Origin of the sequence: Stenotrophomonas maltophilia R551-3, assembly GCF_000020665.1 — a bacterium.
In the GTDB taxonomy this organism is placed as follows: domain Bacteria; phylum Pseudomonadota; class Gammaproteobacteria; order Xanthomonadales; family Xanthomonadaceae; genus Stenotrophomonas; species Stenotrophomonas maltophilia_L.
This window is the reverse complement of the sequence record NC_011071.1, coordinates 1,979,731-2,006,511: the sequence shown is the minus strand read 5'-3', so window position 1 is coordinate 2,006,511 and position 26,781 is coordinate 1,979,731. Positions and strand designations below refer to the sequence as shown.

The window sequence follows — 26,781 nt, the reverse complement described above, 5'->3', positions numbered from 1 at the left end:
CTTCAGCTTTGGCTAAGGTACAGCGGGCCGTTCGCGCGGCCTTCACCATTCCAGGGTTGCCGGCAACGTATCGGCGGCCCACCCAATCCGATCACTAGGAAGTACTGCATGCTGAAAGCTCTGTTGAGGGTCAAGCCGGTTGAACCGGCCGGGCACGTCGATGCTGGCGAACCCATCGAAGGCAGCCTGGACGGCGAAGCCACGTTGAAACGGACCCTCACGGCTAAACACCTCATCCTGCTTGGCGTGGGTGCGGTGATCGGCGCAGGTATCTTCGTGCTGACCGGCCAGGCTGCGGCCAACCACGCTGGCCCGGCAGTGATGCTGTCGTTCGTCATCGCCGGTTTCGCCTGCGCCCTGGCGGGCCTGTGCTACGCCGAATTCGCGGCGATGATGCCGGTCTCCGGCAGCGCCTACTCCTACTCCTACGCCACCCTCGGCGAAGGCATGGCCTGGTTCATCGGCTGGTGCCTGGTACTGGAGTACCTGTTCGCCTCGGCCTCGGTCGCGGTGGGCTGGTCGGCGTACCTGATCAGCTTCATCACCACCACCCTGCACATGCCGTTCCCGGATGCGCTCAGCGCAGCACCCATCGCTTGGACCGGCAGCGAGTTCATCGCCTCGGGCAAGCTGTTCAACCTGCCGGCAGTACTGATCGTGGCGGCGGTGTCCGGCCTGCTGTACGTGGGCGTGACCCAGTCGGCCTTCGTCAACGCGATCATCGTGGCGATCAAGGTCACCGTCATCTGCCTGTTCATCGGCATCGGCGCGGCCCACATCGATCCGGCCAACTGGCAGCCGTTCATCCCGGAAAACACCGGCGTGGCGGGTGAGTTCGGCTGGAGCGGCGTGTTCCGTGCGGCCACCATCGTGTTCTTCGCCTACATCGGCTTCGATGCGGTCTCCACCGCCGCCGGCGAAACCAAGGACCCGCAGCGCAACATGCCGATCGGCCTGCTCGGCTCGCTGGCGGTGTGCACCATTGTCTACATCATCGTCTGCGCGGTGCTGACCGGCATGATGCCGTACCACCTGCTGGGCACCGACAAGCCGGTAGCCACCGCGCTGGAGCCCTACCCGACCCTGGCCTGGCTGAAGACGCTGGTCGAGATCGGCGCCATCGCCGGCCTGTCCTCGGTGGTGCTGGTGATGATGATGGGCCAGACTCGCATCGCCTACACCATCTCCCGCGACGGCCTGCTGCCGAAGTTCTTCGGCAAGGTCCATACGCGCTTCCGCACGCCGTACGTGGCCACCATCGTGGTCGGCGTGATCGCCGCCGCGCTGGCCGGCATGGTGCCGCTGAACGTGCTGGGTGAACTGGTGTCGATGGGCACCCTGCTGGCCTTCGCCACGGTCTGCATCGGCGTGCTGGTGCTGCGCTACTCCAAGCCGGACCTGCACCGCCCGTTCCGCGTGCCGGCGGTGTGGATCATCTGCCCGCTCGGCGCAGCTACCTGCCTGTTCCTGTTCTGGCAGGCGTTCGTGGTGCACTGGCACCTGTTCGTCGGTTGGACCTTGCTCGGCCTGCTGATCTACCTGGGCTACGGCATCCGCAACAGCAAGTTGGCCAAGTCCTCCTGATCCGCCTACGGGCCGGCCTCGCGCCGGCCCGTCCGTTTTCCCCGCGCGCCCGTTGCGGCGCGCTTCGACAAGACCACCACACATGTTCAAGCAACTGTGGGCCACCAAGCACCCGCATGCCGCCCATGAAGACGCCAATGGCCTGAGCCTGCGCCGCCACCTCGGCCCCTGGGGCCTGACCGCCCTCGGCATCGGCGCGGTGATCGGCGGCGGCATCTTCGTCATTACCGGCCAGGCCGCCGCCAACCACGCCGGCCCGGCCATCATGCTGTCCTTCGTGCTGGCCGCGATCTGCTGCGCCTTCTGCGCGCTGGCGTACGCCGAGTTCGCCTCGATGGTGCCGGTCTCCGGCAGCGCCTACACCTACACCTACGCCACCTTCGGCGAGCTCTCGGCCTGGTTCATCGGCTGGATGCTGGTGCTCGAATATGGTGTCTCGGCCTCGGCGGTAGCGGTCAGCTGGACCGGCTATTTCCTCAGCCTGCTCAGCCAGTTCGACATCCATCTACCGGCGGCGCTGGTCAGCGCGCCACTCGACGCGCAGCTGCGCCCGACCGGGGCGATCGCCAACCTGCCCGCCGCCGCACTGGTGCTGCTGCTGACCTGGCTGTGCTACGTCGGCATCAGCAAGTCCTCGGCGATGAACATGGCGATGGTCGTGCTCAAGACCGGCCTGATCGTGCTGGTCATCGTGGTGGGCTGGAAGTACGTGGACACCAGCAACTGGACCCCGTTCATTCCGGCCAACGAAGGCCCCGGCAAGTACGGCATGGAAGGCGTGCTGCGCGGCGCGGCGATGGTGTTCTTCGCCTACATCGGTTTCGAGGCGGTGTCGGTGGCGGCGCAGGAATCGAAGAACCCGCAGCGCGACATGCCCTTCGGCATGATGCTGTCGCTGGTGATCTGCACCGTGCTGTACATCGCGATGGCGGCGGTGATGACCGGCCTGGTGCCTTACCAGCTGCTCGGCACCGACGAACCGGTGGTGACCGCGGTGGCCGCGCATCCGCAGCTGGGCTGGTTGCGCTGGGTGGTCGAGGTCGGCGCACTGGTGGGCCTGTCCTCGGTGGTGCTGGTAATGATCATCGGCCAGCCGCGCATCTTCATGATCATGGGCCGCGACGGCCTGCTGCCGCCGGTGTTCACCAAGATCCACCCGAAGTACCGCACTCCGCACATCAATACCGTGATCACCGGCATCGGCATCGCCCTGCTGGCGGCGCTGTTCCCGCTGGACATCCTCGGCGAACTGACCTCGATGGGCACGCTGATCGCGTTCGCGGCGGTGTGCGCGGGCGTGCTGATCCTGCGCCGCACCCAGCCGGACCTGCCGCGTCCGTTCCGCATGCCGATGGCATGGCTGATCTGCAGCCTGGGCGTGCTGAGTTGCCTTGCCCTGCTGTCGGCGATGACGATGCACAACTGGATGCTGATGGGCGTGTGGACGTTCGTCGGCTTCGTGATCTATTTCTGCTACGGGTTCCGGCACAGCCGGCTGCGGGCGAAGTAAGAGCGGCAGGGCCACGACGGCCCTGCCCTTCCGCTTGCTGGTGCGAGGTACCCGTCTCGCCTAGCGACGATTGAACCAGATGAGCTGCTGTTGCCAGCCGGCACCGGCCATGCAGCCCCGGAACTCACTGCCGCGGTCGGACGCATTGACGTCCACGATGTAGCTCTCCTCTTTCGGCATCGGCACCATGTTGTACTTGCCATCGATCGTGCAGACTTCATCGAGCCTGCAGGGTACCTTGCGGTCCTCGTAGACGGTGCGCGTGGCCACTTCATTCCTCACCGGCCAATGATCGTCGGCCCGCGCCGCGCAACTCGAGTGGGCGGGGCCGAATGGCCGTGCTCCCGCATCCATCTTTACCCATTCCATCGTGCAGCCACTGCAGGCCAGCACCACACCGATCATCCCCATCGTTCCCATCGCGCGCGCGGTCATCGAAGTACTCCTATCCTTGGCGCTCGCCGGAATTTCTGCGGCCACCTGATGGTGTTTCGCGGCGCGAAGGCTGTCCACGACCGGAATCGCTTCCAACGCGCTGCCGGCCTCCCCCATTCAGCCAGCGCTGTGCCTGCCTCGATCCAAATCCTGCCGACCCTGTGGCAGCACACTGCCGCGGTCTGCCCGCATAGCCGGCCCGCTGCTGCTGCGCAGGTCCAGCGACGGGCCGAATCCAGTAAAATCGCCGGCATGAACGCCCCCACCTTCCCGTACGACACCGCGCGCCTGAGCGAACTGGCCCAGCTGCTGATCGACAATGTCCGCGAGCTGGCCCAGGCCGGTTGGACCCCGGCCACCAGCAGCAACTTCTCCCACCGCCTGGACGACCGCCATGCCGCGATCACCGTGTCCGGCAAGGACAAGGGGCGGCTGATCGAGGACGACATCATGGTGGTGGACTTCGACGGCCAGGCCGTCGGCCGCCCGCTGCGCCCGTCTGCCGAGACCCTGCTGCACACCCAGTTGTACCGTCGCTTCCCCGAGATCGGCTGCGTGCTGCACACCCACTCGCCGGTGCAGACCATTGCCTCGCGCCTGTACGCGCCGCAGGGCCACATCCGGGTCGAAGGCTACGAGCTGCTGAAGGCCTTCGCCGGCAACAGCACCCATGAAATGGCCATCGACATTCCGGTGTTCGCCAACACCCAGGACATGAACGTGCTTTCGAAGCAGGTCGATGACCTGCTCGACCGTCAGAACCTGTGGGGCTACCTGATCGATGGCCACGGCCTGTATGCCTGGGGCCGCGACATGGCCGACGCGCGCCGCCACCTGGAAGCCTTCGAGTTCCTGCTCCACTGCGAGCTGGAACTGCGCAAGCTGCGCGGCTGATCGAGGGGTGCAGATTCCCATCTGGAATCTGCACCCTGCCCCCACCCTGCTACCCTGTCTTCCCCCCGAGACGTTCAAGCTGCCGCCATGAGCCGACTGCGCATCTACGACGACACCCGCCCCGAATCGCCGCTGCTGGACACCCAGGACGGCGCGATCATCGCTGCCGAGCTGCAGAAGATCGGCGTCACCTTCGAGCGCTGGCAGGCCACCGCGCCGGTCGCGCCGGGCGCCAGCCAGGAGGAAGTGTTCGCCGCTTACCGCGCCGACATCGACCGCCTGGTGGCCGAGCGCGGCTTCAAGAGCGTGGACGTGGCCTCGATCGCCCCGGACAACCCGAACCGCGCCGAGCTGCGCAGGAAGTTCCTCGACGAACACTTCCACAAGGAAGACGAGGTGCGCTTCTTCGTCGCAGGCTCCGGCCTGTTCACGCTGCACGTGGGTGACAAGGTCTATGAGATCGAGTGCGTGAAGGACGACCTGATCGCCGTGCCCGACGGCACCACCCACTGGTTCGACATGGGCGATGAGCCCAGCTTCGTGGCGATCCGCTTCTTCACCGAGCCGGACGGCTGGGTCGGCCACTTCACCGGCACCGACATCGCGCAGAAGTTCCCCCGTTACGTACCTACCCAGGCGTCCTGATCCATGCAGCCCCGCGTCATCCTGACCGACATCGAAGGCACCACCAGCAGCATCTCGTTCGTCAAGAACGTGCTGTTCCCCTATGCCCGCAAGGCGCTGCCCGCGTTCGTCGCCGAGCACGGCCAGCAGCCGGAAGTCCGCCGTTGGCTGGATGCGGTGGCCACCGAGATTGGCGGCGCCTGCCAGGACAGCCTGGTGGCCGAGACGCTGCAGGGCTGGATCGACCAGGACCGCAAGCACACTGCACTGAAGGCGCTGCAGGGCCTGATCTGGGACGAAGGTTACCGCCGCGGCGACTACACCGCGCACTTCTACCCGGAAGTGGCGCCGGTGCTGAAGGGCTGGCACGCCTCCGGCCTGCCGCTGTATGTGTATTCCTCCGGCTCGGTGCCGGCGCAGAAGCTGTTCTTCGGCTTCAGCGATGCCGGTGACCTCAGCCCGCTGGTGTCGGGCTGGTTCGATACCGAGATCGGCGGCAAGCGCGAGGCCGACAGCTACCGCCGCATCGTGCAGGCCATCGACGTGCCGGCCGGCGAGATCCTGTTCCTGTCGGATGTGGTGGAAGAACTGGATGCTGCCCGCGAAGCCGGGTTGCAGACCCGCCTGATCGATCGCCTGGATGACTACCCGCTGCCGCGCACCGGCCAGGCCGCCAACGGCCACGAGCGCGTCGAGAACTTCCAGCAGATCCAGCTGTAAGCAAGAAAAAGGGGACGGAGGGGATTAAGTCGTTTGTGGCACACATGGGCCACAAACGACTTAATCCCCTCCGTCCCCTTTTTTGCTCAACGATCGTTGAGGGTCTTCACCTTCAGCGCTTCGCGCAGGGCAGCCAGGTCCACCGGGCCGCGAACCGCAATGTCGCGGGTTTCGCCGGGCAGCAGGTCGAGCAGGTTGTCTTCCACCTGCACGTCCAATGCACCGAAGTCGATCCACGCCGAACGCACGTAGGCCGCGCTTTCCAATCGCAGACGATAGTGGTCGCCTTCAATGGACAGGCTGGCCTTGAGCTTCTGCCGCGGCAGGATCTGATCCTTGGCCTCGACGAAGCCAAGCACCTGTCGCGCGCTCACCCTGCCTTCCTGCAGCAGCTCGAACACCGCAATGGTGCGCTTCGGGTCGGCACCGGCCAACAATTCGGCATCGCGGAAATCACCGATCGAGGTGACACCGGCAGCGGCCAGCGTCACCGCGTCCTCGCGACGACGCAGCACCTTGCCGTCTACATCCATCACCCGCAACCGCCAGCTTGCATCCAGCGCGGCACCGTCGTTGATCAGGCGCACCCGCGTGCTGCCCTCATCGCGCAACGCCGCCACCGTCACCGGCGCAAAGAAGCGCCGCGCGGCGAAGTGCAGCGCCTTCCAGCGACCGAAGTAGTCCACGCTGGACCATGAAGCACCTGGCCAGACGTCGTTGAGCTGCCAGTACAGCGAGCCCATCGTGTACGGCCGCGAGGCGCGATGATGCAGCGCCGCCAGCGCGATGCCATCGGCCTGCATCACCTGGCTCAGATAGACGAAGTCCTCGAAGTCCTTCGGCGTGCCGTAGCCCAGTTCGATGTAGTGCAGCAGGCGGCTGTTGCCCTCGCCGGCCATGAATTTCTGGTGCGCGCGGATTACCGGGCTGTCGATGCGCTGCTCGGCGCGGGTGGCGATCTGGTCCACCGTCGCCACCGACGGCCACGCCTGCAGTCCGTATTCGGACATGAAGCGCGGCGTCTCACGCAGGTAGGCCTGCACCGGCAGCGCTGGATTGCCCCAGACCTGCCAGTAGTGCTTGTCGCCGCGGGTCGAGTCGTTGGCCTTCTCATCCAGATCATTGCTGGGCGAGCTGGACCAGTACGGCACGCCCAACCCCTCCTCGCCCACTACCTGGCGCAGGTCGTTGCCGAACAGGTCGACGTAGCCCTGCCAGACCCTCGCTGCAAATGCCGGGTCAGCCGCCTTCAGGTCGCGGCCGTGGCCCCAGTCCTTCCAGGCGGTCTCTTCCTCGTTGTTGCCACACCACAGCACGATGCTGGGGTGATGGCGCAGGCGGCGTACGTTGTCGCGCGCCTCGGCCACCACGCTGGCGCGGAACGCCTGATCGTAGCCCGGCTGCATGCCACCACCGAACATGAAGTCCTGCCAGACCAGCAGGCCCAGCTCATCGGCGATGTCGAAGAACGCATCGTCCTCGTAGTAGCCGCCGCCCCAGTTGCGCAGCATGTTCATTTTGGCGTCGCGGGCGGCGGTCAGCACCTGGCGCAGGCGTGCGGCATCGACCCGTGCGGGGAAGGCATCGAACGGAATGACGTTGGCGCCCTTGGCGAAGATCTCCACGCCGTTGATGACGAAAGCAAAGCCCTGCCCGCCCTTACCGTCTTCCTCGCGACGCAGTTCGACCGTGCGCAGGCCGATGCGCTGCTCGCGGGCCAGCGTTGTATCTGCGCCGCCGTCCAGGCGAGCCTGCACGGTGTAGCGGTCCTGTGCACCGTGGCCGACCGGCCACCAACGCTTCGGTTCCGCCAGTTCAATCGGTAGTTCAACACTGTTCTGGCCGGGCTTCAGCAGAACCGTGCGCTGCTTCTGGGCCACGCTGCGGCCTTCCGGATCATGTACATACACATTGACCACGGCCGAACCCGCCGCAGCACCCTGCTCCACCTGCAGCAGCACTGCCAGCTTCGCCTGCTCCGCGTTCAATGCATCGGTGCGCACCGCCAGATCTGTCAGCCGGTGCGCATCCCAGGCCTGCAGATCGACGCCGCGCCAGACCCCGGCAGTGACATAGCGCGGGCCCCAGTCCCAACCGAAGTGGTAGGCCGGCTTGCGCGCGAAGTTGCCGACCATCGCGTCCTTCGGTTCATCGCCATACGGCGACGGGTAATTGCCGGCGATCTTGTGCGGTATCGCCTGCACGCCCGGCAGCAGGGTCCGAATCGGCGAGCGGAACACGATCTGCAGTTCATTGCCTTTCGCCCGCAGACGCCCTTCCACGCGCGCGGTCCAGGTACGGTGCGCATTGTCTGCACGCAGCAGCGGCTTGCCGTTGAGACTGACTTCGGCGTAGGTGTCCAGCCCATCGAAGCGCAGCTCGGCATTGGGCTTGGCCAGCGTCGCCGCATCCACGTCGAAGCGGGCGCGGTACTCCCAATCAGCCAGGCCGATCCATTGCAGCTCGGCCTCAGGCGCACCGACGTACGGATCGCGGATCAGCCCATGCGCCAGCAGGTCGGTGTGCACGCTGCCCGGCACCTTCGCCGCCCGCCATTGCTGCAGGCCTGGACGCGCGGCGCCCTGCGCGTCGCCGGGCAGCATGCGGAACTGCCACTGTGCCTGCAGAGGCGCTGCAGCTGCCGGGAAGGCCGACGCTGCGATCAGCAGCAGGAGCAGACGGACAACGAGGGAAAGGCGATGCACGTGATACTCCTGTTTCTCTGCTGAAGGCCAAAGCGAGTGTCCATTGCCTGCGGCTGGCTCCGCGCGCATGGCGATGCGTTCATCATCCCGGCGCCCGGACCGAGGCGCGGCGCGGCCCGGCGCTACCGATTCCGATTCATCATGCGTACGGCGACACGCGCCTCAACGCACGACGTTCAACACTTCGTAGCACGCGCCCATGGTGTGGTAATCGACCTTGCCAGCCGGGCTCTTCTCGTCGCTGTACTTGCGGTTGTCCGCATCGAGGATGCGGAACCAGGCACCGTACTGGTGATCGACGAAATGCTCCCAGGAGTACGCCCAGAAGCGGTCGTACCACTGCCAGTAGCGGTCGTCGCCGGTACGCTTGGCCATCAACGCGGCGGTGGCCAGCGTTTCGGCCTGCACCCAGAAGTACTTGTCGTCGTCGCAGACGAAGCTGTCGCCACCGATCGGTGCGCCGTCCATGCCCGGCTGCCGCCGCGATTCAGGTGCGAAGCCGTAGTACAAGCCACCACGGGTGTCGTCCCAGCTGCGCGCTACGGCCACGTCGAACAGATGCTGCGCGGTCGGCACCAGCCAGTCGGCCTGCACGTGGCGATCGAGGATCAGCAGCAGCTTGGCCCACTCGGTCTGATGCCCCGGCTGGAAGCCCCATGGGCGGAACAGGTGCTTGGGGTCGTCCAGGTTGTAGTCCCAGTCGATTTCCCAGTTGGAATCGTAATGCTCCCAGACCAGGCCACCGGCCTTGGCGGCCTGGCGGCGGGTCATGTTGTCGGCCAGCTGCAGCGCGCGCTCGACATAGCGCTGCTCGCCACTGGCCTCGAACGCGGCCAGCATCGCCTCGCACATGTGCATGTTGGCGTTCTGGCCACGGTAGCCGGTGAAGTTCCACTGGCCGTCAGCCTCGTCCTTGTACAGGCCGTGCTGCGGCTCCCAGAAGCGTGCTTCCAGCAGCTGCCAGGTCTCATCCATCCACTCGCGGGCCTGCTCGACACCGGCTTTCAGTGCGCAGCTGTAGGCCAGCAGCACGAACGCCACGCCGTAGCAGTGGTTCATGTCGTCCTCGACCTTGCCGTCGCGCAGGGTCCAGGCATAGCCGCCGGTGGCCGGGTTACGGTGCACCTCGCGCAGGTAGCGCACGCCATGCTCGACCGCCTCGCGGTACTCGGCATTGCCGAATTCACGGTAGGCCATCGCATAGTTGAAGACGAAACGGGTGCTGCTCACCAGGTGGCGGTGGCTGGCATCGTAGATGCTGCCGTCGTCGCGGAAATAATGGAAGAAGCCACCCTTCGGGTCGATGCAGCGCGGGTGGTAGAACGCCATCGTGTCGGCGATGTGCGCGCGCAGGAACGCGGGCGAACGGAAATCGGGCGAGGTGCTCATGCGGGAATGTCCTGTGCCTGCAGCAGCTGCTGCACTTCATCGAGCGAGGGCATCGCGGCGAACGCGCCCTTGCGGGTAACCGCCAGCGCACCCACGGCGGCGCCGAAGCGCAGCGTGGCGGCGATCGCCTCCGGGTCCTGGCAGAACGCGGCGAAACCAGCGCCCGCCCCGCCCCGCTCCAGCAGGCCGACCAGCACGCCACCGACGAAGGCATCACCGGCGGCCGTGGTATCGACCGTGGCCACGCGGAAACTGGTGACCGTGCCGTGGTTGTCGCGGGTGTACCAGTGCAGCGTGGCCGCGCCATCGGTGACGATCACCCAGCGCGCCTGCGCGGCCAGCAGGCGACGTAGCACCAGCGCCTCTCCGTCATCGCCGAGCGGTGCTGCCAGGTAGTCCAGTTCCTCGCGCGAGAGCTTGACCAGGTCGGCACGTTCCAGTGCCTGCCACAGCCTCGGCGTCGGATCCTCGTTCGCCGGCCACAGGGCCGGACGCAGGTTGAGGTCGAGGCTGACCACCGCACCGGCGGCGCGGGCGCGGTCCATGCCGGCGAAGGTCGCCTCGGCGATGGCCGGTTCAGTCAAGCTGTTGGAACAGACGTGGAAGCACTGCGCGCTGTCGAGGCACGCGGCCTGGAAATCGTTGTCACGGAACAGCAGGTCAGCCGCCGGCGGGCGGTAGAAGCTGAAGCTGCGCTCGCCACTGGCATCCAGCGCGACGAAGGCCAGCGCGGTCTTGGCGGCGTCGGTGCGCACGATGTAATCCGTGCCCACGCCGTGCTCGACCAGGCTGTCGGCGAGGAAGTCACCGAACATGTCGCGGCCGAGCATGCCGACGAACTGGGTCTCTGCACCCAGCCGTGCAGCCGCCACCGCGACGTTCGCCGGTGCACCACCGGCGTACTGCAGGAACGCGCGCGGAGTATCGGCCGAGGCCGGCGGTTGCGCTAGTAGATCGATCAAAATTTCGCCGAAGCAGACAATGGCACCCATTCCGGACTCAGCCTCCCTGCGTTGCGGAAGCCGGCGTACGCGCGCCGACCAGTCCGTAGAAAATGATGTAGCCGTAGCACAGCAGCGGCAGGATGAAGCTGGCCTGCACGCCGATGTGGTCGGCCAGCACGCCCTGCAGGTACGGCACCACGGCACCGCCGACGATGGCCATGATCAGCAGGCTGGAACCCTTGTTGGTCAGCGGGCCCAGGCGCTCGATGCTCAGCGCGAAGATGGTCGGGAACATGATCGAGTTGAACAGGCCGATCGCCACCACCGAGTACAGCGCGACGTTGCCGGAGGTCAGCATGGTCGTGGCCAGCAGGCCCACGTTGACCAGCGCGAAGATCGCCAGCAGACGGCTGGGCGAGAAGCGCGCCAGCAGCGCCGAGCCCGCAAAGCGGCCGATCATCGCCATCGTCCAGTAGGCCGACACGTAGTGCGTGGCTTCCTGTTCGCTGAAGCCGCCGATGCTCGGCATCGACAGATAGTTGACCAGGAAGCTGCCGATCGACACTTCGGCGCCGACGTAGAAGAAGATGCCCAGCACACCCAGCAACAGGTGGCGCTTGCGCAGCGCATCCAGATAGCTGTGGTGGTGGCCCTGGTCGGCCTGCTCGGTGGCGTCGCTCAGCGCCGGCAGGCGGAACAGGAACACGAACAGCGCCAGCAGCACCAGCGCCACTGCCAGGCCCACGTACGGGCCCTGCACGGCCTGCGCCTCGGCGGCGCGGTAGGCCAGCTGTTCGGCGGCCGGCAGCGCGTTCAGTTCATCGGCGCTCTTGACCGTGTTGGACAGGATCAGCATGCCGCCGAAAATCGGCGCAATGGCCGTGCCCAGCGAGTTCAGCGCCTGCGCCAGGGTCAGGCGGCTGGAGCTGGTCTGCTCCGGACCCAGCAGCGCAACGTAGGGGTTGGCAGCGACCTGCAGCACGGTAATGCCAGTGGCCAGCACGAACAGCGCGCCGAGGAAGGCGCCGTACACGCGCAGCTCGGCCGCCGGCCAGAAGCCCAGCGCGCCGATACCAGCGATCACCAGACCGGCAACGATGCCCTTCTTGTAACCCAGCGCCGCCACCAGCCGACCCGCTGGCAGCGACATCAGGAAATAGGTGCCGAAGAAGGTGAACTGCACCAGCATCGCCTTGGCATAGTTCAGCTCGAACACCGCCTTCAGGTGCGGGATCAGGATGTCATTGAGGCAGGTCAGGAAGCCCCACATGAAGAAGATCGTGGTGACGACAGCCAGCGCCTTGCCGTTGGTGACGGCAGGTGCGTTGCCCGAGGAACCCGATGGACGGGGCGTTGCGGAGATCGGCATGCGGTACGCGCCTCGATGCGCGGAAGGTCGTTGTTGCGTGGAAGGGGTGTAGGAAGGAAATCAGTTCGGTCGTGCGGCACTGCTTTCGCGGATGCGCAGCTGCACCGGTGCGACCGTGCGCCGTGGCGGCGCGTCCGGCTCGTCCAGTCGTTGCAGCAGCAACGCGGCAGCTTGCCGGCCACGCTCGCGCGGGTCGGCGGTGAGCGTGGTCAACGGCGGCACCGCGACAGATGCCTCGGAAATATCATCGAATCCGGTAACGGCAAAGTCACCGCCCGGACGGATGCCACGAGAATTCAAGCCCAGCATCAGGCCCAGCGCGACGGTGTCGTTGTAGCAGACCGCTGCACTCGGGCGATGTCCGTCGGCAAACAGCTCATCGGTGCGCGCCGCAGCTTCCAGGCGGTTCGGCGCCGACTCGATCATCCAACCCGGCGGCAACGACAGCCCAGCCTCGGCCAGCGCCTGCTGGAAACCGGCACGGCGCTGGTGGCACGAACTGGACGCGGCGTGGCCACCGAAGAAGGCGATCTGGCGATGGCCGCGCTCGATCAAGTGGCGCGTGGCCAGGTAGGCGCCGTGCTGGTTGTCCAGGGTCAGGAAGTCCCAGTCGGCCCCTTCCAGTTCGCGGTTGAACAGCAGTACGTTGGCATTGGCGCCCAGCGCCTGGCGCAGCTGCGCAGTGTCACTGCCTTCGGCCGGCGACAGGATCAGGCCGGCCGGGGTGTGTTCCATCAGTGTCGAAAGCACCGCCTGCTGGCGCTCCGGCGATTCACCCGTACTGCCCAGCAGGGTTACGTAGCCACGCCCGCCGAGCGCCTCGTCCACGCCCGAAGCGAATTCGGCGAAGAACGGGTTGGACAGATCGTTGATCACCAGCGCGATGCTCGACGAGGTACGGCGACGCAGATTGGCCGCCGCGCGGTTGTAGACATAGCGCTGGCGGCGCAGTTCGGCCTCGACCTTGGCGCGGGTATCGACGTTGACCAGCGGGCTGCCGCGCAGCACCAGCGACACGGTTGCCCGTGACACGCCGATGGCACGCGCGATGTCGGTCACCGTCACCGCCTTGCCGGCGCGCTTGCTGGGACTGCTGCTGCCGTTGTCGTTCATCGTCTTCCCGGACTCCGCTGGAGGCTCAAGCCTAATGGATCAGGGCCCTGTCGTGCCGTGCCGTTCGCTGGGTGACCGCGAACGGCACAGTCCGTCTCAGCGCAGCTGGCTGCCCGGTGCCGCGCACCAGGATACCGGCAGGTCCTTCACCGCCGTGCCCCAGCCCTGCTCCGGCGCCTTCGCATCGAGTGCGAACTGCAGGCGCGGGCCCTGCTGCAGGCGGTTCCAGTCCAGCCACACCGGTGCATGCACCTGGCCATCGACCTGCACGCCCTGCACGTACTGCAGGCGGCGGCCATCGGCGCCCGGCGCGTCGATGCGCAGCGTGCGGCCATTGCCCATGTCCACTTCCACCTTGCTGAAACGCGGGGTGTGCAGCAGGAACTGGCCGCTGCCCGGCACCGCCGGATACACACCGATGGCACTGAACAGGTACCAGGCCGACATCGTGCCGAGGTCATCGTTGCCGGTCACGCCGTTGGGCGCATTGGTGAACAACTGCTGCGCGGCGCGCACCACGGCGGCGGTCTTCCACGGCTGGCCGATCAGCGTGTACAGCCACGGCGAGTGGAGGTCCGGCTCGTTGTTCGGGTTGTAGCGGAACTGGTTGTAATAGCTGTACGGCCCGACCACCCACTCCTTGCGGGCGGCATTGAGCGGATCGGCCTGCAGCGCGTCCATCGCGAAGAACGCATCGAGGCGGCGGCCGGCCTGTTCGCGGCCGTCCATCGCTTCGACCAGGCCCGGCACGTCCTGCTGCGCCAGCCACTGGTACTGCCACGCCGTGCCTTCATGGAAACCATGGTGCGAGCGCGGGCTGTAGTGGCCATCGGCCGGCGTGTACCACTGGCCGTCCTCGGTACGCGGGCGCGGGAAACCGGTGAAGCCGGTCTCGGCGTCACGCACCTGCGGGTCCCACACCTTGCGCCAGTTGCGGCCGCGCTCACGCAGCGTCGCCGCGTCCTGCGCGTGGCCCAGGCCATCGGCCATCTGCGAGAGCGCACAGTCGGCCAGCGCATATTCCAACGTGGCCGAGCCGCCGTGGTGCGGATCGACGTCCATGCCCTTGGACGGGAACGCGCGGTCGTAGACCACGTAGCCCTTGTCCAGGTAGGTCGGGTTACCGGAACGGCCGGCCATCCGCGAGTTCAGCGGCGGCGTGCCGAACGCGTTGCGGCGCAGCGCATCCCACGCCTGCGATTCACGGCCCTTGAGCGCACCGAAGCGCCACAGGTCGACCATGAACGGCGTGACCGGATCGCCGGTCATGATGTTGGTCTCGAAGTTGGCATAGCCCCAGCGCGGCAGCCAGCCCCCCTGCTCGTCGATCGCCAGCAGGGTGCGGCCGATGTCACGCGCCACGTCCGGGCGGGTCAGCGCCAGCCACTGGTTCTGCGCGCGGTAGGTATCCCACAACGAGAAGTACTCGTAGTAGGTCCAGCCATCGGCGCGGTGGATACCATCGTCATAGCCGCGATAGCGGCCGTCGGCATCGTTGCCGGTCATCGGCTGCAGCAGCGCGTGGTAGGCCGCACTGTAGAACACAGTGCGGTCATCAGACGTACCGCCCTGCACACGCACCCGACCCAGCTGCTCGCGCCAGGACTGCTGGGACAGTGCGCGCATGCGGTCGAAGCCGAGCAGCGCCCCACCCTGCATGCCGTCCGCGCGCAGATTGATGCGCGCGCCTTCGGCATCCACATGCGAGATCGCGCTGACCGCCGTCACCGACTGGCCCTTGGCCAGGTCGAAGCTGAGCCAGGCACCGTTCGGCTTCTGCTCGCCTTCCATGCTGTGGCGCGCACCCGGCAGGCCACCGCCCTCACCCCAGGTGCCATGCGCCTTGAAAGGGCGGTCGAACTCGATGCGGAACCAGGTGGTGTACTGATGGCCGCCGCAGAAACTCTTGGTGACCAGCTTGCCTTCCACCACGCGGTCGCCGACCACATCGACCACGCTGCCGATCACCGAGTGGCGCTCGTTGGCCTGGCCGACATTGACCAGCACGTGGCCATCGCCCTGGCGCTGGCTGAAGGTGTAGCGCTCGGCGGCGGCACGCGTACGCGCGGTGGTCTCGGCATCGATGCCGCCGTAGCTGGTCAGCCGCACCTTGTAGTAGCCGGCCTGGCCGACCTCGCCGTCGTGGGTGTAGGACGCGGCATAGGCCTTGTGGTCGAACTTCTTCGCGTTGCCGGTATCGAAATCGCCACCCGGACCGATCGAGCCCGTGACCGGCAGCACCGACACCTGGCCGCCCTGCTCCCAGCAGCCGGCGCCGGAGATGAAGGAGTGGCCGAAACCGCGGATCTTCTCGTCGTCATAGCGCCAGCCCGAATAGTGGCTGCCGATCGGGCTGACCTGGATCAGCCCGAACGGCGCCGACGCGCCCGGGAAGGTGTTGCCGTCGTCCTTGCTGCCGATGAAGGTGTTGACCTCGCGCTCCAGCGCCGCCGGAGCGGCCTGCAGCAGCACCGGCACTGACGACAGTGCGAGCAGGCAGGCCAGGCGCATCAGCGGGCGCGAGCACAATGGGACGGCGGGAGCGGACGGCACTGGACGCATGTCGGGTTCCTGTAGTCGATGACGCGGAGGCAGACGGCCGGGGCCGTCCGGCACCGTTCCGCTGAGCCCCGCCACAACTGGCAGAGAGCTCCCCCTGGAATGACGCCCGACCCACCAGACCGTGAATTTAGATCGATTCAAGTAGAACATGCAGGTTCAGCCGAATGCATTCTGCGGCGCAGCATGAGAGGGGGTGTTCGGCAGGGCTGCGCCCTGCACCTGCCGAAGCCGAAGCAACAGCAAAAGCCGGTTTCCTGCGGGGAGTCGGGGTGGGTCCGGTTGCGGGGGACGCCGTAAATACGTCCATGTAGGCTCGGTCGCGCCATCCATGGCGCTCACGCCCCCGCAACCGGACCCACCCCGCCTTCGACAGATTTCCGCGATCTGTGGATCCACGCCACGCGTGGATGAATCTCTGTCAGATAACGAAATCAATTGGGGTCAGATCCGTTTTCCAACGGAAAACGGATCTGACCCCATGACCCCGCGTGATTCCAGGACCCATCCAACCGTCACCGGGAAACTGTCAAAGGCGGGACGGTGTCGGATTGCGGGGTGTCCGCGGCATGGATGCCGCGGCCAAGCCCCCATGGACGGGTTTACGGCGTCCCCGCAATCCGACACCGCCCCGCCCAACACACAGACAACCCAGAGCCGCTTTGGCTTTGGCTTTGGCTGTTGCCCTAGCTCACAGCAGGTGCAGGGCGCAGCCCTGCCACCCCACCCTCCCCTGCGCACGAAAACGATTTCACTGATTTCAGCAAACCGTCATCCCTTCGCCACGCCAGTACCATATTGCGGAGCAGCATGCGCCCACGGGCGACCCATGCTAAAAATCGCCCGCCCATCGCTTAGATCGATCCAAGAACGACATTGCGATGGCCGGGAGTTGGGGGAGCAGCAACAGGACGTACCAGGCCACGCGCACGGTGCTACTGCCACTGCATGGCAATAGCGACAATGTCACTTCAAATTAGATCGATTCAAGTTGTCCGTGCCACGTCACCGGATCAATCCAGGAGAGAGGGAGAGATGGGAATGAAGCATTCAACACGCACGCATGGTCACGACGCACTGTCGCTGGCCATCGCGCTGGCCCTGACCGCCGCCATCGTGCCGGCAGGCGCCGCCGCACAGCAGGCTGCCTCCGCCGGCGCGCAGGACGCCACCACCCTGGACAGCGTCCAGGTCACCGGCTATCGCTACGCCATCGAGAAGAGCCTCGAACAGAAGCGCGACGCCAACGCCGTGGTCGAAGTGATCACCGCTGAAGATGTCGGCAAGTTCCCCGACAAGAACGTCGCCGACGCACTGCAGCGCGTGCCCGGCGTGATCATCACCCGCAGTGGTGGCGAAGGTAAGAACGTCAGCGTGCGTGGCCTGGCCTCGGACCTGACCCTGACCCAGTTGAACGGCAACTACGTCGCCACCTCGGAAACCAACGACGAAGCATCGCGTTCGTTCAACTACACCCTGCTGCCCTCGAACATGCTGTCGGCGGCGGAGCTGTACAAGACGCCGGAAGCACGCATCGACGAAGGCGGCATCGGCGGCACCGTGATCCTGCGCACCCGCCGTCCGCTGGACATGAAAGCCAACTCCGGCTTCGCCTCGATCGAAGGTACCTCTTCCGACACCAGCAGCGGCGTCGACCCGCAGGCGTCGGCGATGTACTCCTGGCACAGCAAGGACGAGCGCTTCGGCCTGCTGATCGGTGCGACCCGGCAGGTCCGTACCAACCGCAGCATGGAAGTCAGCACCGAAGACTGGCAGTGGTACAGCGACCGTGTGGACGCCAATGGCGGCGTCATCCATGACTATGTCTGGAATGCTGCCGGCCGCACCCGCAATCCGGCCGTCGACGTGTACGGCAACGCGTTGCCGGATGCATCGCAGTTCTGGGGCCGCTCGGGCATCTACAACCAGAATGGCGGCCATTACTCCGGCTTCTTCATGCCGACCTCGGTCAACTTCGCCGTGCGTGACGAGCGCCGCGAGCGCACCGGTGGCCAGCTGACGTTCCAGTTCAAGCCGCTCGACAACGTCACGATGACGGCGAATTACTTCCGCTTCGAGCTGCAGGGCAACTACACCCAGAACATGCTGAAGGTTCCGGAATGGAACCTGGCGCGCGTGGCCGGCGACGGCAACTGGGAAGGCGGCCGCATGCTCAACGGCTTCACCATGGACCCCAGCGGCACCATCGTGACCGGCGCGCAGTACCAGATGCAGCCAGGCCGCAACTACATCTGCAGCGAGGATCAGGCGGCCGCAGCCGGCCTGCGTCCGGGCGGCTGGGGTCCGGATGACTGCACCATCCCCACCCCGCAGCTGACCGGCACCTACAGCAAGGAAAAAGCGCTGTCGCAGACGGCCGACCTGACCATCGACTGGGACATCAGCCCGCTGTGGAAAGCCAGCTTCGCTGGTGGCAGGACCTGGTCGGAGGGCGGCCCGTCGATGAATTTCCGCATGTCGGCCAAGCCGCGTCGCCAGGTCGATGGCCAGTGGCAGGCCGGCAATACGGCCACGTCCTGGGACCTGACCGGCACCCCGTCGGTGAACTTCTCGCCGGACCTGCAGCAGCAGCTGATGGCCGGCATAGCCGAGGTGGATACCGGTTCGACCGACTCGTCGTGGAAGCGTACCGAGGTCAAGCAGAACCACTTCCAGGCCGACGTGACCAAGATGTTCGAGGCCGGCTGGCTGGACTCGATCCAGTTCGGCGCCAAGTACAGCGACGGCAAGGTCCACCGCAACACCGGCAATACCTACTGGGTCTGCCAGGGTGCCGACCCTGGCGACTACAGCAAGCGTTACCAGGCAGGCTGTGATTCGACCGCCGGTATCGCGCAGCCGGGCTTCTTCCTGTCGCAGCCGATGGACAACATTGCCGGTGGGTTCAACGCCAATGTGTTCCCGGGCATCAACTACCCCGCGTACATCGACTATCTGAACAACCGCTACGGCGGCGTGCAGAACCGCACCGAGGAAGACTTCGTCTACGACGTGCAGGAGAAGGTGTACTCGGGTTACCTGCAGGCCAACTTCCGCACCGAGCGACTGCGCGGCAATGTCGGCGTGCGCGTGGCACGGACCAAGCAGCATGCATCCTCGAGCGATTCGGTCGAGCGCTTCAATGACTACTTCGCCGACAACGCCGCCGGTTCGCCGTTGGCCTGCACCGATCCGTCGGCGGCCGCGCTGCTCGGCTCCAACAGCGGCTATGGCTGCGAGAGCGGCTTCGTGCGCCTGCCGGACGATCTGGCACGCGCCAAGACCTACGAGCAGTCCTCGCTGGACAAGACCTACACCGACATCCTGCCGAGCTTCAACATCGCCTGGGACATCACCGATTCGCTGGTGCTGCGTGGTGCCGCGTCGAAGGTCATCGCCCGCCCCAGCTACACCAACATCGCCTACCCGGGCGGCCTGAGCTACTACTCCGACGAGTACAGCAACGACCGCCGCGTCGCCGGCGGCGCCACCAACCCGGGCTGGTACGGTTCGGGCAGCAACAAGGAACTGGAGCCGTTCAAGGCCACCCAGTACGACCTGAGCCTGGAGTGGTACTTCAAGCCGGGCGCAGTGGCCGGTGTCGGCCTGTTCCGCAAGGACGTGAAGAACTTCACCGTGCCGGTGGTCCGCGACCAGCAGATGAACGTCGGCGGCCAGAACGTGACCGTGCAGAAGTACGAGACCCAGGCCAACGGCCGCGATGGCGTGTCGCAGGGCGTGGAAATCTACGGCCAGTACACCCTCGACTTTGGCCTCGGCTTCCAGGCCAACTACACCTACAACGACACCAACATGGCGTCGGTGGAGATCAACGGCGAGCAGATCGGTTCTTCGCCGCTGGTGGGGAGTGCCAAGAACCAGGCCAACTTCACCATGTTCTACGAGAACGAGAAGTTCCTGGCGCGCGCCTCGTACAATCGTCGTGGCGTGGTGGTCGGTGGACTCAACAACGGTTTCAGCTCGTATTCCGAGCCGTACGACCAGCTGGACTTGAACGCGGCCTACAACATCCGCGAAGACCTGGCGCTGACGGCCTCGGTGCTCAACGTCACCAAGTCCGAGCAGCGCGTGCACCTGGGCAACGACACCAGGGCGCGCCTGCTGTCCAACACCTACTCCGGCCGCCAGTACTACATCGGCCTGACCTGGAAGTTCTAACGCAACACCGGGTTGCCCGGGCCCCCCCCGGTGCAACCCACGCCCCGCCCTGGCGGGGACGTTCCTCCACGGCAGCCGCGCTGGTACAGGTGGCTGCCGTTTTCATTGGTGCTTTTTCTTCGGTTCAGCCCTGCGCTTGACCCTGCCAATGTTGGAAGGTGCACACTGGCTCCACCCCCAAGAGCACCGAAGGAGCTACAGATGGAATTCCACGTTGAAGGCATGACCTGCGGCGGTTGCGCACGCAGCGTGACCAAGGCGATCGAGCTGGTCGATCCGCAGGCCAGCGTGCAGGCAGATCCGGCCAGCCGTCGCGTGCAGGTGCAGACCTCGGCCAGCGAATCACAGATCGTGGCGGCACTGACCGATGCCGGCTTCCCGCCGCGCACGGCCTGATCCCCTACCCTGCGCCTGCAACGAAAAACCCGCCCGGTGCATCTGCACCGGGCGGGTTTTCTTCATGCATGCGACGCCGGGTCAGTGCTTGTGCGCGCGGCGCCGTACCGCACCGGTCTTCGCGGTCTCCGGCGGTGCCAGGGTTTCTTCGTCTTCGCCCAGCCGCTGCAGAATCGGGCATTCCGGGCGCTCATCGCCCGCACAGCAGCTGATCAACGACTTCAGCGTGTCGGCCATCTGCCGCATGCTTTCGATACGCTGTTCCAGGTCGGCGATGTGCTGTTCGGCAAGATGCTTGACGTCGGCACTGTGCCGCGAGGTGTCGTTCCACAGACCCAGCAGGTCGGTGATCTCGGCGACCTGGAAGCCGAGATCGCGCGCGCGGCGAATGAAACGCAGGCGGTGAATGTCCGCCTGCGAGTACGCCCGGTAGCCGGACTCGGTGCGATCGGCCGCGGGAATCAGGCCGATCTGTTCGTAGTAGCGGATCATCTTCGCCGAAACGCTGGACGCCTTGGCGGCTTCACCGATGTTCATGCGGTTCTCCTTCAATGACTGGCGGCAGGTACATCCGCCATCGGCGCCTGGAAGCGGCGCAGGCGCAGTGCGTTGCCCAGCACGAACACGCTGGACAGCGCCATCGCACCGGCGGCGAACACCGGCGACAGCAGCACGCCCCAGACCGGGTACAGCACGCCGGCCGCTACCGGAATCAACGCGGTGTTGTAGGCGAAGGCCCAGAACAGGTTCTGCCGGATGTTGCCCAGCGTTGCCTTCGAAAGCGCGATGGCATTCGGCACGCCCTGCAGGTTGCCCGACATCAGCACCACATCGGCCGACTCCACCGCGATATCGGTGCCGGTCCCGATCGCCAGGCCGACATCGGCCTCGGCCAGCGCCGGCGCATCGTTGATGCCGTCACCAACAAAGGCGACGTGGCCATGCGTGGCCTTCAGGCGGCGCACCGCTTCTACCTTGCCTTCCGGCAGCACCTCGGCCACCACTTCATCGATACCCAACTGGCGCGCGATCGCCTGAGCGGTGCCGGCATTGTCACCGGTGATCATCGCCACCTTCAGGCCAAGCTGATGCAGCGCCGCGATCGCGGCCGGCGTGCTCGGCTTGATCGGATCGGATACTGCGATGATCGCTGCCAGGCGTCCATCGACGGCCGCGTACAACGGCGACTTGCCCTGCGCGCCGAGTTCGGCCGCCAACGCCGCAAACGCGGTGATATCCACGCCAAGGTCGCGCATGAAGCGATCGGCGCCGACCTCTACCCGTGCGCTCTCTACGCTGGCGCGCACGCCCATGCCGGTGACCGACTCGAAATCAATCATCGACGGCAGCGCGAGGCCCTGCTCGGTGGCTGCATCGACAATGGCGCGGGCGATCGGATGCTCCGAACGTGATTCCACGGTGGCGACGGCGGCCAGCACTGTGGCGCGATCAAAGCCGTCGGCGATCTCCAGGTCGGTCAGGCGCGGGCGGCCTTCGGTCAGCGTGCCGGTCTTGTCCACCGCCACCACCTGCGCGTCCTTCAGCAACTGCAGCGCTTCACCCTTGCGGAACAGCACGCCCATTTCGGCGCCACGGCCGGTACCAACCATGATCGACGTCGGCGTCGCCAGGCCCATCGCGCACGGGCAGGCAATGATCAGCACCGCCACCGCATTGACCAGCGCGAAGCTCAGCGCCGGCGATGGGCCGAAGATCAACCAGACCAGGAACGTGGCCAGTGCGGCCAGCATCACCGCCGGCACGAACCACAGCGTGACCTTGTCGACCACCGCCTGGATCGGCAGCTTCGAGCCCTGTGCCTGTTCGACCATGCGGATGATCTGCGCCAGCATGGTCTGCGCGCCCACCGCCGTGGCACGCACGGTCAGTGCACCTTTCTGATTGACCGTGCCGCCGACCACGCTGCTGCCCGGCTGCTTCTCGACCGGAATCGGCTCGCCACTGATCATCGACTCGTCGATGTAGCTACGGCCCTCGATCACCTCGCCATCGACCGGCACGCGCTCGCCCGGGCGCACTTCCACCACATCGCCGCTCAGCACCTCGTTGACCGGAATCTCGATCGTGCGGCCGTCACGGATCACATGCGCGACCTTGGCCTGCAGGTTGACCAGGCGCTTGATCGCCTCGGAGGTACGGCCCTTGGCGCGCGCCTCGAGGAAGCGGCCGAGCAGGATCAGCGCGACGATCACCGCCGCTGCTTCGTAGTAGACGTTCACCGTGCCCGGCGGCAACAACCGCGGTGCAAAGGTCGCCACCACCGAGTAACCGAACGCTGCGGCGGTACCGACCGCCACCAGCGAATTCATGTCCGGCGCAAGCCGCAGCAGTGCCGGGAAACCCTTCTGGTAGAAGCGGCGGCCGGGAATAGCCAGCACCAGCAGGGTCAGTACGAACTGCAGGTACCAGCTGGTCTGCATGCCGATGTTGGCCATCACCCATTCGTGCATGCCGGGAATCAGGTGCGAGCCCATCTCCAGCACGAACACCGGCAGCGCCAGCGCGGTCGCCACGATCAGGTCGCGCTTCAGTTCGGCGCGCTCGGCGTCCTTCTTTTCCGCCGCTTCGTCATCAGACTGAACGCCTGCTTCGATGGCACGGGCGGCATAACCGACCTTGTCGATGGCCGCCACCAGCGCATCCACAGCGGCCACGCCGCGCACCGTGGCGCGTTCGGTGGCCAGGTTGACGCTGGCCTGGTTGACGCCCGCTACCGCCAGCAGCGCGCGCTCGACGCGACCGACGCAGGAGGCACAGGTCATGCCCTCCACCGCCAGCTCGACGGTGGCGGCCGGCACGTCGTAGCCCACCCGCTCCACCGCCTGGATCAGCGCGGCACGATCGACCGGGCCGGACGCGCGGATATCCGCACGTTCGGTGGCCAGGTTGACCGAGACGCTGCCGACGCCCTCGACCTTGGACAGCGCCGCTTCGACACGGCCGACGCAGCTGGCGCAGGTCATGCCCTCGATGGACAGGCTGATGGTGGACGGGCTTGCGGGGGCTGCAATGGCGCGGGGCGTGCTCATGATCTGATTCCCGGGGTTCCTTCTGGATGCGGACAGGCTAAACCTTGCCATCGTGGGAAGGTCAAATCCAGCCTGTCCGCGTGCCTGAAGGGGCATCCCGGTCTTCACATCCACGCATGGCGTGGATCTACCAACGCCCGGTAGCGCCGGGCCATGCCCGGCAGCACAAGGCCCGACGCCCCCGCCGTCCACCTCAGAAGGTGAACACGTATTCCAGCGCGAACTCGCGGCCGACCGCGCCGAGCAGGCGGGTCGGGGCGAAATCGTAGTCCAGCTTGTACGGATCCTTGTGGTTCCAACTGGCCGAATTGAACACGTTGTTGACGTAGACATTGACCTTGGCGCGTTCGGTCACCTGGTAGCCCACGTTGAAGTTCCAGGTGATGAACGGCCCGACCCGCCCGTAGTAGCGCGCCGTCTGCTGGCCGGCGTTGGGATTCGGATTCGGCGAGCCGTCCGGACGCGTGGCCGGCTCCAGGCAGTTGAGCGACGGGCTGTCGCTGGGCACGTAACCATCGGCGAACGGCAGGCAGCCGCCAGGATTGTTCAGGCGATCGGTGCCCCAGTGGTAGCGCACGCCCGGCACCGAACCGATGCGATCGGCATAGACATTGGCATTCCAGTTGCCGCGCTGCCAGGCCAGGCTCGCGCGCAGCTTGCTGCGCAGGTCGCGGTCGCGGCGTTCCGGGTTCGGATCGTTGGCGTAGCGCTGTTCCTTGGTCGAGATCTGGTTGGTGTAGTTCAAGCCGAGCTGGAAGCTGCCCCACTGCGCGGTTTCCAGGCGGTAGCGTGCGGTCAGGTCGATGCCGCGCACTTCGCGGCTGGCCAGGTTGAACGGGCCGCGTTCGATCGATACCAGACGGCCGTTGCTGTCGCGGTTCACGCGGGCGAGGATGCCGGCGCAGTACTCGCCGCCAGCCGGATTGGCCCACGGCGTACCGTCCATGTTCTTGCCGGTCAGGCAGCCCGCTTCGCTGGCCAGCACCTCGTCGGCGCCAACGTCGACGATCATGTCTTCCAGCTTGATTGCCCAGTAATCTGCACTGACCGACAGGTTCGGCATCACGTCCCAGACGAAACCGACCGTCCACGAATCGCCGGTTTCCGAGCGCAGCAGCGGCGTGCCACGCCGGTTCACATCGAACGTGTACCAGACATCGGTATTGCCCACGCCACAGTTGTTGACCAGGTACGCGCCGCTCTGGATGCAGCGCAGGCGGTCATAGGTCTGCACTTCGGAGCTGCTCGGTTGACCGAGTAGGTAGTGCATGTCCGGCGCATGGAAGCTGGTGGCATAGGAGCCACGCACCAGCAGCGACTCCACCGGGCGCCATTCCAGGCCGACATTCCAGGTGGTCTCCTTCTGGCTGCCAATGTTCAGCGCTTCACTGCTGCTGTCGGCCTTGTAGTTGCCATAGCGGTCATAGCGCGCGGCCGCAGTGGCGGTCACGCTTTCCAGCAGCGGGATCTTGAACTCGACGCCGGCCGAATAGCGCGTGCGCTCGCCGCCACCGCGATCGACGTTCTGCAGGTCGAAGTCGATGCCGGCGCGTGGATCGGGACTGAGGTGATAGCCCTGCTGTGCGACTTCAGCCACCGCCGCGAACGAGATCGGGCCGGCCCATCCCTGGAACAGTTCGCCGGTGATGTCCGCCGAAGCCTGGTTGACCCATGAGGATGCACGGTTCTTCGCCACCGTGCCCATCTGCCAGTACTGCTCCGGCGTCAACGGGTTCCACCAGCGCGATTCGTTCAGTGCGTAGATCGCCTCGCCGTCGGCGGTGGTACCCAGCTTCGGGCCGAGGAAATAGTCGTACGACTTCTGCTTGTCAACCACGTTCTGCCGCTCTTCCACGCGGTAGTAGGAACGCCCCACCGTCGCGCTCCAGTCGAAGCGGCCGGCGAGGCGGCCGCGCAGGCCCGCACTCCAGTCCCAGGACAGTTCGCGGTTGGTGTTACGCAGCGTATCCAGGCCGCCCACCTCGTTCGGAGTGAACTGGCGCACGCCGAGGATCGGGCGGTTGCGGTTGGCATCCCAGTAGTAGCCATTGTCATCGTCGATCAGCGACACGCTGGGCGGATTGGTGCCCCAGATCGCTTCGGAGCGATATACCGCCAGGTTGGTCCAGGCCTGCAGGTCGTTGCTGAAATCGAAGGTGGCATACAGGTTGCCGGACACGTTCTCGGCACCGCCGGTGAGCAGCCAGTTGGCGTAGTCGGCGCTCATGCCGCACAGGCGGCCGGTGTTTGTGATGGTGTTGGCGGCGTAGTTGTAGACCAGGCGATCGGCGGTGTAGTACTCCCCGTCGAACTTCTCGCAGGTGCCGGTGGGCGGCGCCAGGCGCTGGCCGGTGGTGGGATCGATCAGCGCCAGGCCGGCGGTGGGACGGAAGCCGACCTTGCGTTGTTCCATGTTCCAGGACGCGTACGGCGCATCGTCGGCATCGTCCATCTGCGGGCGGTCACGTCCGAACAGCGGATCGCGCTTGGTGTACTGCAGCGCGTAGGTCACGCTCCAGTTGTCGCCGGTCCTGCCGCCGGCCCAGGACAGATCCCAGGTATCGCGGCCGCCTTCGGTGGAGGTGCCACCGCGCACACGTACTTCGTCGCCGTCGTAGTTGGTCTTCAGGATGACGTTGACCACACCGGCGATCGCATCCGAGCCATAGATGGCCGAGGCACCACCGGTCAGCACTTCGATGCGCTCCACCGCGGCAGCGGGAATGTTCCCGTAGTTGGAGAAGTTGGTTTCGCCACCGTAGGGCAACGGGTAGTCCGCCACGCGGCGACCGTTGACCAGCAGCAGCGAGCGGTTCGGGCCCATCCCGCGCAGGTTCAGGCCGCTGGCATTGGGCGTATGCGATCCCCACTGCGAGGCCGCTTCAACGGTGCCGGTGGCTTCAGTGAGCGTCTTCAGCGCGTCGTACACGCTGACGAAGCCTTCCTTCTGGATCTGCGCGGCGGTGATCACGTTGACCGGCGCCGGGCCTTCAACGCTGGCGCGCTTGATGCGCGAACCGGTGACGGTGACCGCATCGAGATCCTTGGTAGACGAACTGGTGGCCTCCTGCGCACTGGCAGCCAAGGGCAACAGGGCCAGGATCAACGCCTGGGACAGCAGGTGACGACGCTTGCGAACGGACTGAGCCATGGGTGGTTGCTCTTCGAAAGTGTGGACGCACGGACGGGTGGTGGCGCGGCACTACGGCTGATCCGGGCACCTGGATCGGTTCAAGACCGTCCCGACACCCTCCCCTGTGGATCGATCCAAACTAAAGCACAGCTGAACCGCGCCCGGCATGCGGCGACG

Annotated in this window: 17 protein-coding genes; 7 read left to right on the top strand and 10 right to left on the bottom strand. The window is 66.0% G+C overall.

The features are described from left to right. Positions 1–108 precede the first annotated feature (108 nt). On the top strand, positions 109–1,584 hold the full coding sequence (locus SMAL_RS09145) for an amino acid permease (RefSeq protein ID WP_012510907.1): 1,476 nt from the start codon (positions 109–111) through the stop codon (positions 1,582–1,584). A gap of 82 nt (positions 1,585–1,666) precedes the next feature. Next, positions 1,667–3,094: an amino acid permease gene (locus tag SMAL_RS09140; RefSeq protein WP_012510906.1), complete on the top strand. Its 1,428-nt coding sequence runs from the start codon at positions 1,667–1,669 to the stop codon at positions 3,092–3,094. Positions 3,095–3,154: 60 nt separating this feature from the next. Here the strand turns inward: SMAL_RS09140 and SMAL_RS09135 are convergent, their stop codons facing one another. Beyond that, the gene (locus SMAL_RS09135) at positions 3,155–3,625 is read right to left on the bottom strand and encodes a hypothetical protein (RefSeq protein WP_229298198.1); all 471 of its coding nucleotides are present in this window, start codon (positions 3,623–3,625) and stop codon (positions 3,155–3,157) included. 156 nt (positions 3,626–3,781) lie between these two features. On the opposite strand from SMAL_RS09135, the gene SMAL_RS09130 reads away from it, so the two are divergent. The 3 genes from SMAL_RS09130 (at position 3,782) to mtnC (ending at position 5,767) form a co-directional block, all read left to right on the top strand. Further along, positions 3,782–4,423 carry a methylthioribulose 1-phosphate dehydratase gene (locus tag SMAL_RS09130; protein ID WP_012510904.1) on the top strand — a complete coding sequence of 214 codons (642 nt, stop codon included), beginning with the start codon at positions 3,782–3,784 and terminating at the stop codon, positions 4,421–4,423. A gap of 87 nt (positions 4,424–4,510) precedes the next feature. Further along, positions 4,511–5,068, top strand: coding sequence for a 1,2-dihydroxy-3-keto-5-methylthiopentene dioxygenase (locus SMAL_RS09125; RefSeq protein ID WP_012510903.1), 558 nt, complete (start codon positions 4,511–4,513; stop codon positions 5,066–5,068). A gap of 3 nt (positions 5,069–5,071) precedes the next feature. After that, positions 5,072–5,767 (top strand): acireductone synthase, encoded by a 696-nt coding sequence (gene mtnC, locus SMAL_RS09120; RefSeq protein ID WP_012510902.1) that lies wholly within the window; start codon positions 5,072–5,074, stop codon positions 5,765–5,767. 86 nt (positions 5,768–5,853) lie between these two features. On the opposite strand, the gene SMAL_RS09115 is transcribed toward mtnC, so the two are convergent. The 6 genes from SMAL_RS09115 to SMAL_RS09090 form a co-directional block, all read right to left on the bottom strand. Further along, the gene (locus SMAL_RS09115) at positions 5,854–8,472 is read right to left on the bottom strand and encodes a beta-mannosidase (RefSeq protein ID WP_012510901.1); all 2,619 of its coding nucleotides are present in this window, start codon (positions 8,470–8,472) and stop codon (positions 5,854–5,856) included. Positions 8,473–8,634: 162 nt separating this feature from the next. Further along, positions 8,635–9,861, bottom strand: a complete 1,227-nt coding sequence (locus tag SMAL_RS09110; protein ID WP_006363499.1) for an AGE family epimerase/isomerase — start codon at positions 9,859–9,861, stop codon at positions 8,635–8,637. Then, a complete protein-coding gene (locus SMAL_RS09105; protein WP_012510900.1) occupies positions 9,858–10,853 on the bottom strand; it encodes a carbohydrate kinase family protein in 996 nt (331 codons plus the stop codon). The genes SMAL_RS09110 and SMAL_RS09105 overlap by 4 nt, the downstream gene beginning before the upstream one ends. A 7-nt stretch (positions 10,854–10,860) precedes the next feature. Continuing rightward, a complete protein-coding gene (fucP, locus tag SMAL_RS09100) occupies positions 10,861–12,174 on the bottom strand; it encodes an L-fucose:H+ symporter permease (protein WP_012510899.1) in 1,314 nt (437 codons plus the stop codon). Positions 12,175–12,234: 60 nt separating this feature from the next. Then, positions 12,235–13,287 (bottom strand): LacI family DNA-binding transcriptional regulator, encoded by a 1,053-nt coding sequence (locus SMAL_RS09095; RefSeq protein ID WP_012510898.1) that lies wholly within the window; start codon positions 13,285–13,287, stop codon positions 12,235–12,237. A 96-nt stretch (positions 13,288–13,383) separates the two neighbouring features. After that, complete coding sequence (locus SMAL_RS09090) at positions 13,384–15,849, bottom strand: GH92 family glycosyl hydrolase (protein ID WP_012510897.1); 2,466 nt, start codon at positions 15,847–15,849, stop codon at positions 13,384–13,386. Positions 15,850–16,881: 1,032 nt separating this feature from the next. On the opposite strand from SMAL_RS09090, the gene SMAL_RS09085 reads away from it, so the two are divergent. Next, complete coding sequence (locus tag SMAL_RS09085; protein WP_012510896.1) at positions 16,882–20,025, top strand: TonB-dependent receptor; 3,144 nt, start codon at positions 16,882–16,884, stop codon at positions 20,023–20,025. Positions 20,026–20,226: 201 nt separating this feature from the next. Further along, entirely contained in the window at positions 20,227–20,421 is a 195-nt protein-coding gene (locus SMAL_RS09080; RefSeq protein ID WP_012510895.1) for a heavy-metal-associated domain-containing protein, read from the top strand. 81 nt (positions 20,422–20,502) lie between these two features. On the opposite strand, the gene cueR is transcribed toward SMAL_RS09080, so the two are convergent. From cueR to SMAL_RS09065, 3 genes are all read right to left on the bottom strand, one after another. Beyond that, complete coding sequence (gene cueR / locus SMAL_RS09075) at positions 20,503–20,958, bottom strand: Cu(I)-responsive transcriptional regulator (protein WP_006363367.1); 456 nt, start codon at positions 20,956–20,958, stop codon at positions 20,503–20,505. An 11-nt stretch (positions 20,959–20,969) separates the two neighbouring features. Continuing rightward, entirely contained in the window at positions 20,970–23,471 is a 2,502-nt protein-coding gene (locus SMAL_RS09070) for a heavy metal translocating P-type ATPase (RefSeq protein WP_012510894.1), read from the bottom strand. Positions 23,472–23,664: 193 nt separating this feature from the next. Beyond that, positions 23,665–26,622, bottom strand: a complete 2,958-nt coding sequence (locus SMAL_RS09065; protein WP_012510893.1) for a TonB-dependent receptor plug domain-containing protein — start codon at positions 26,620–26,622, stop codon at positions 23,665–23,667. Positions 26,623–26,781: the final 159 nt, after the last annotated feature.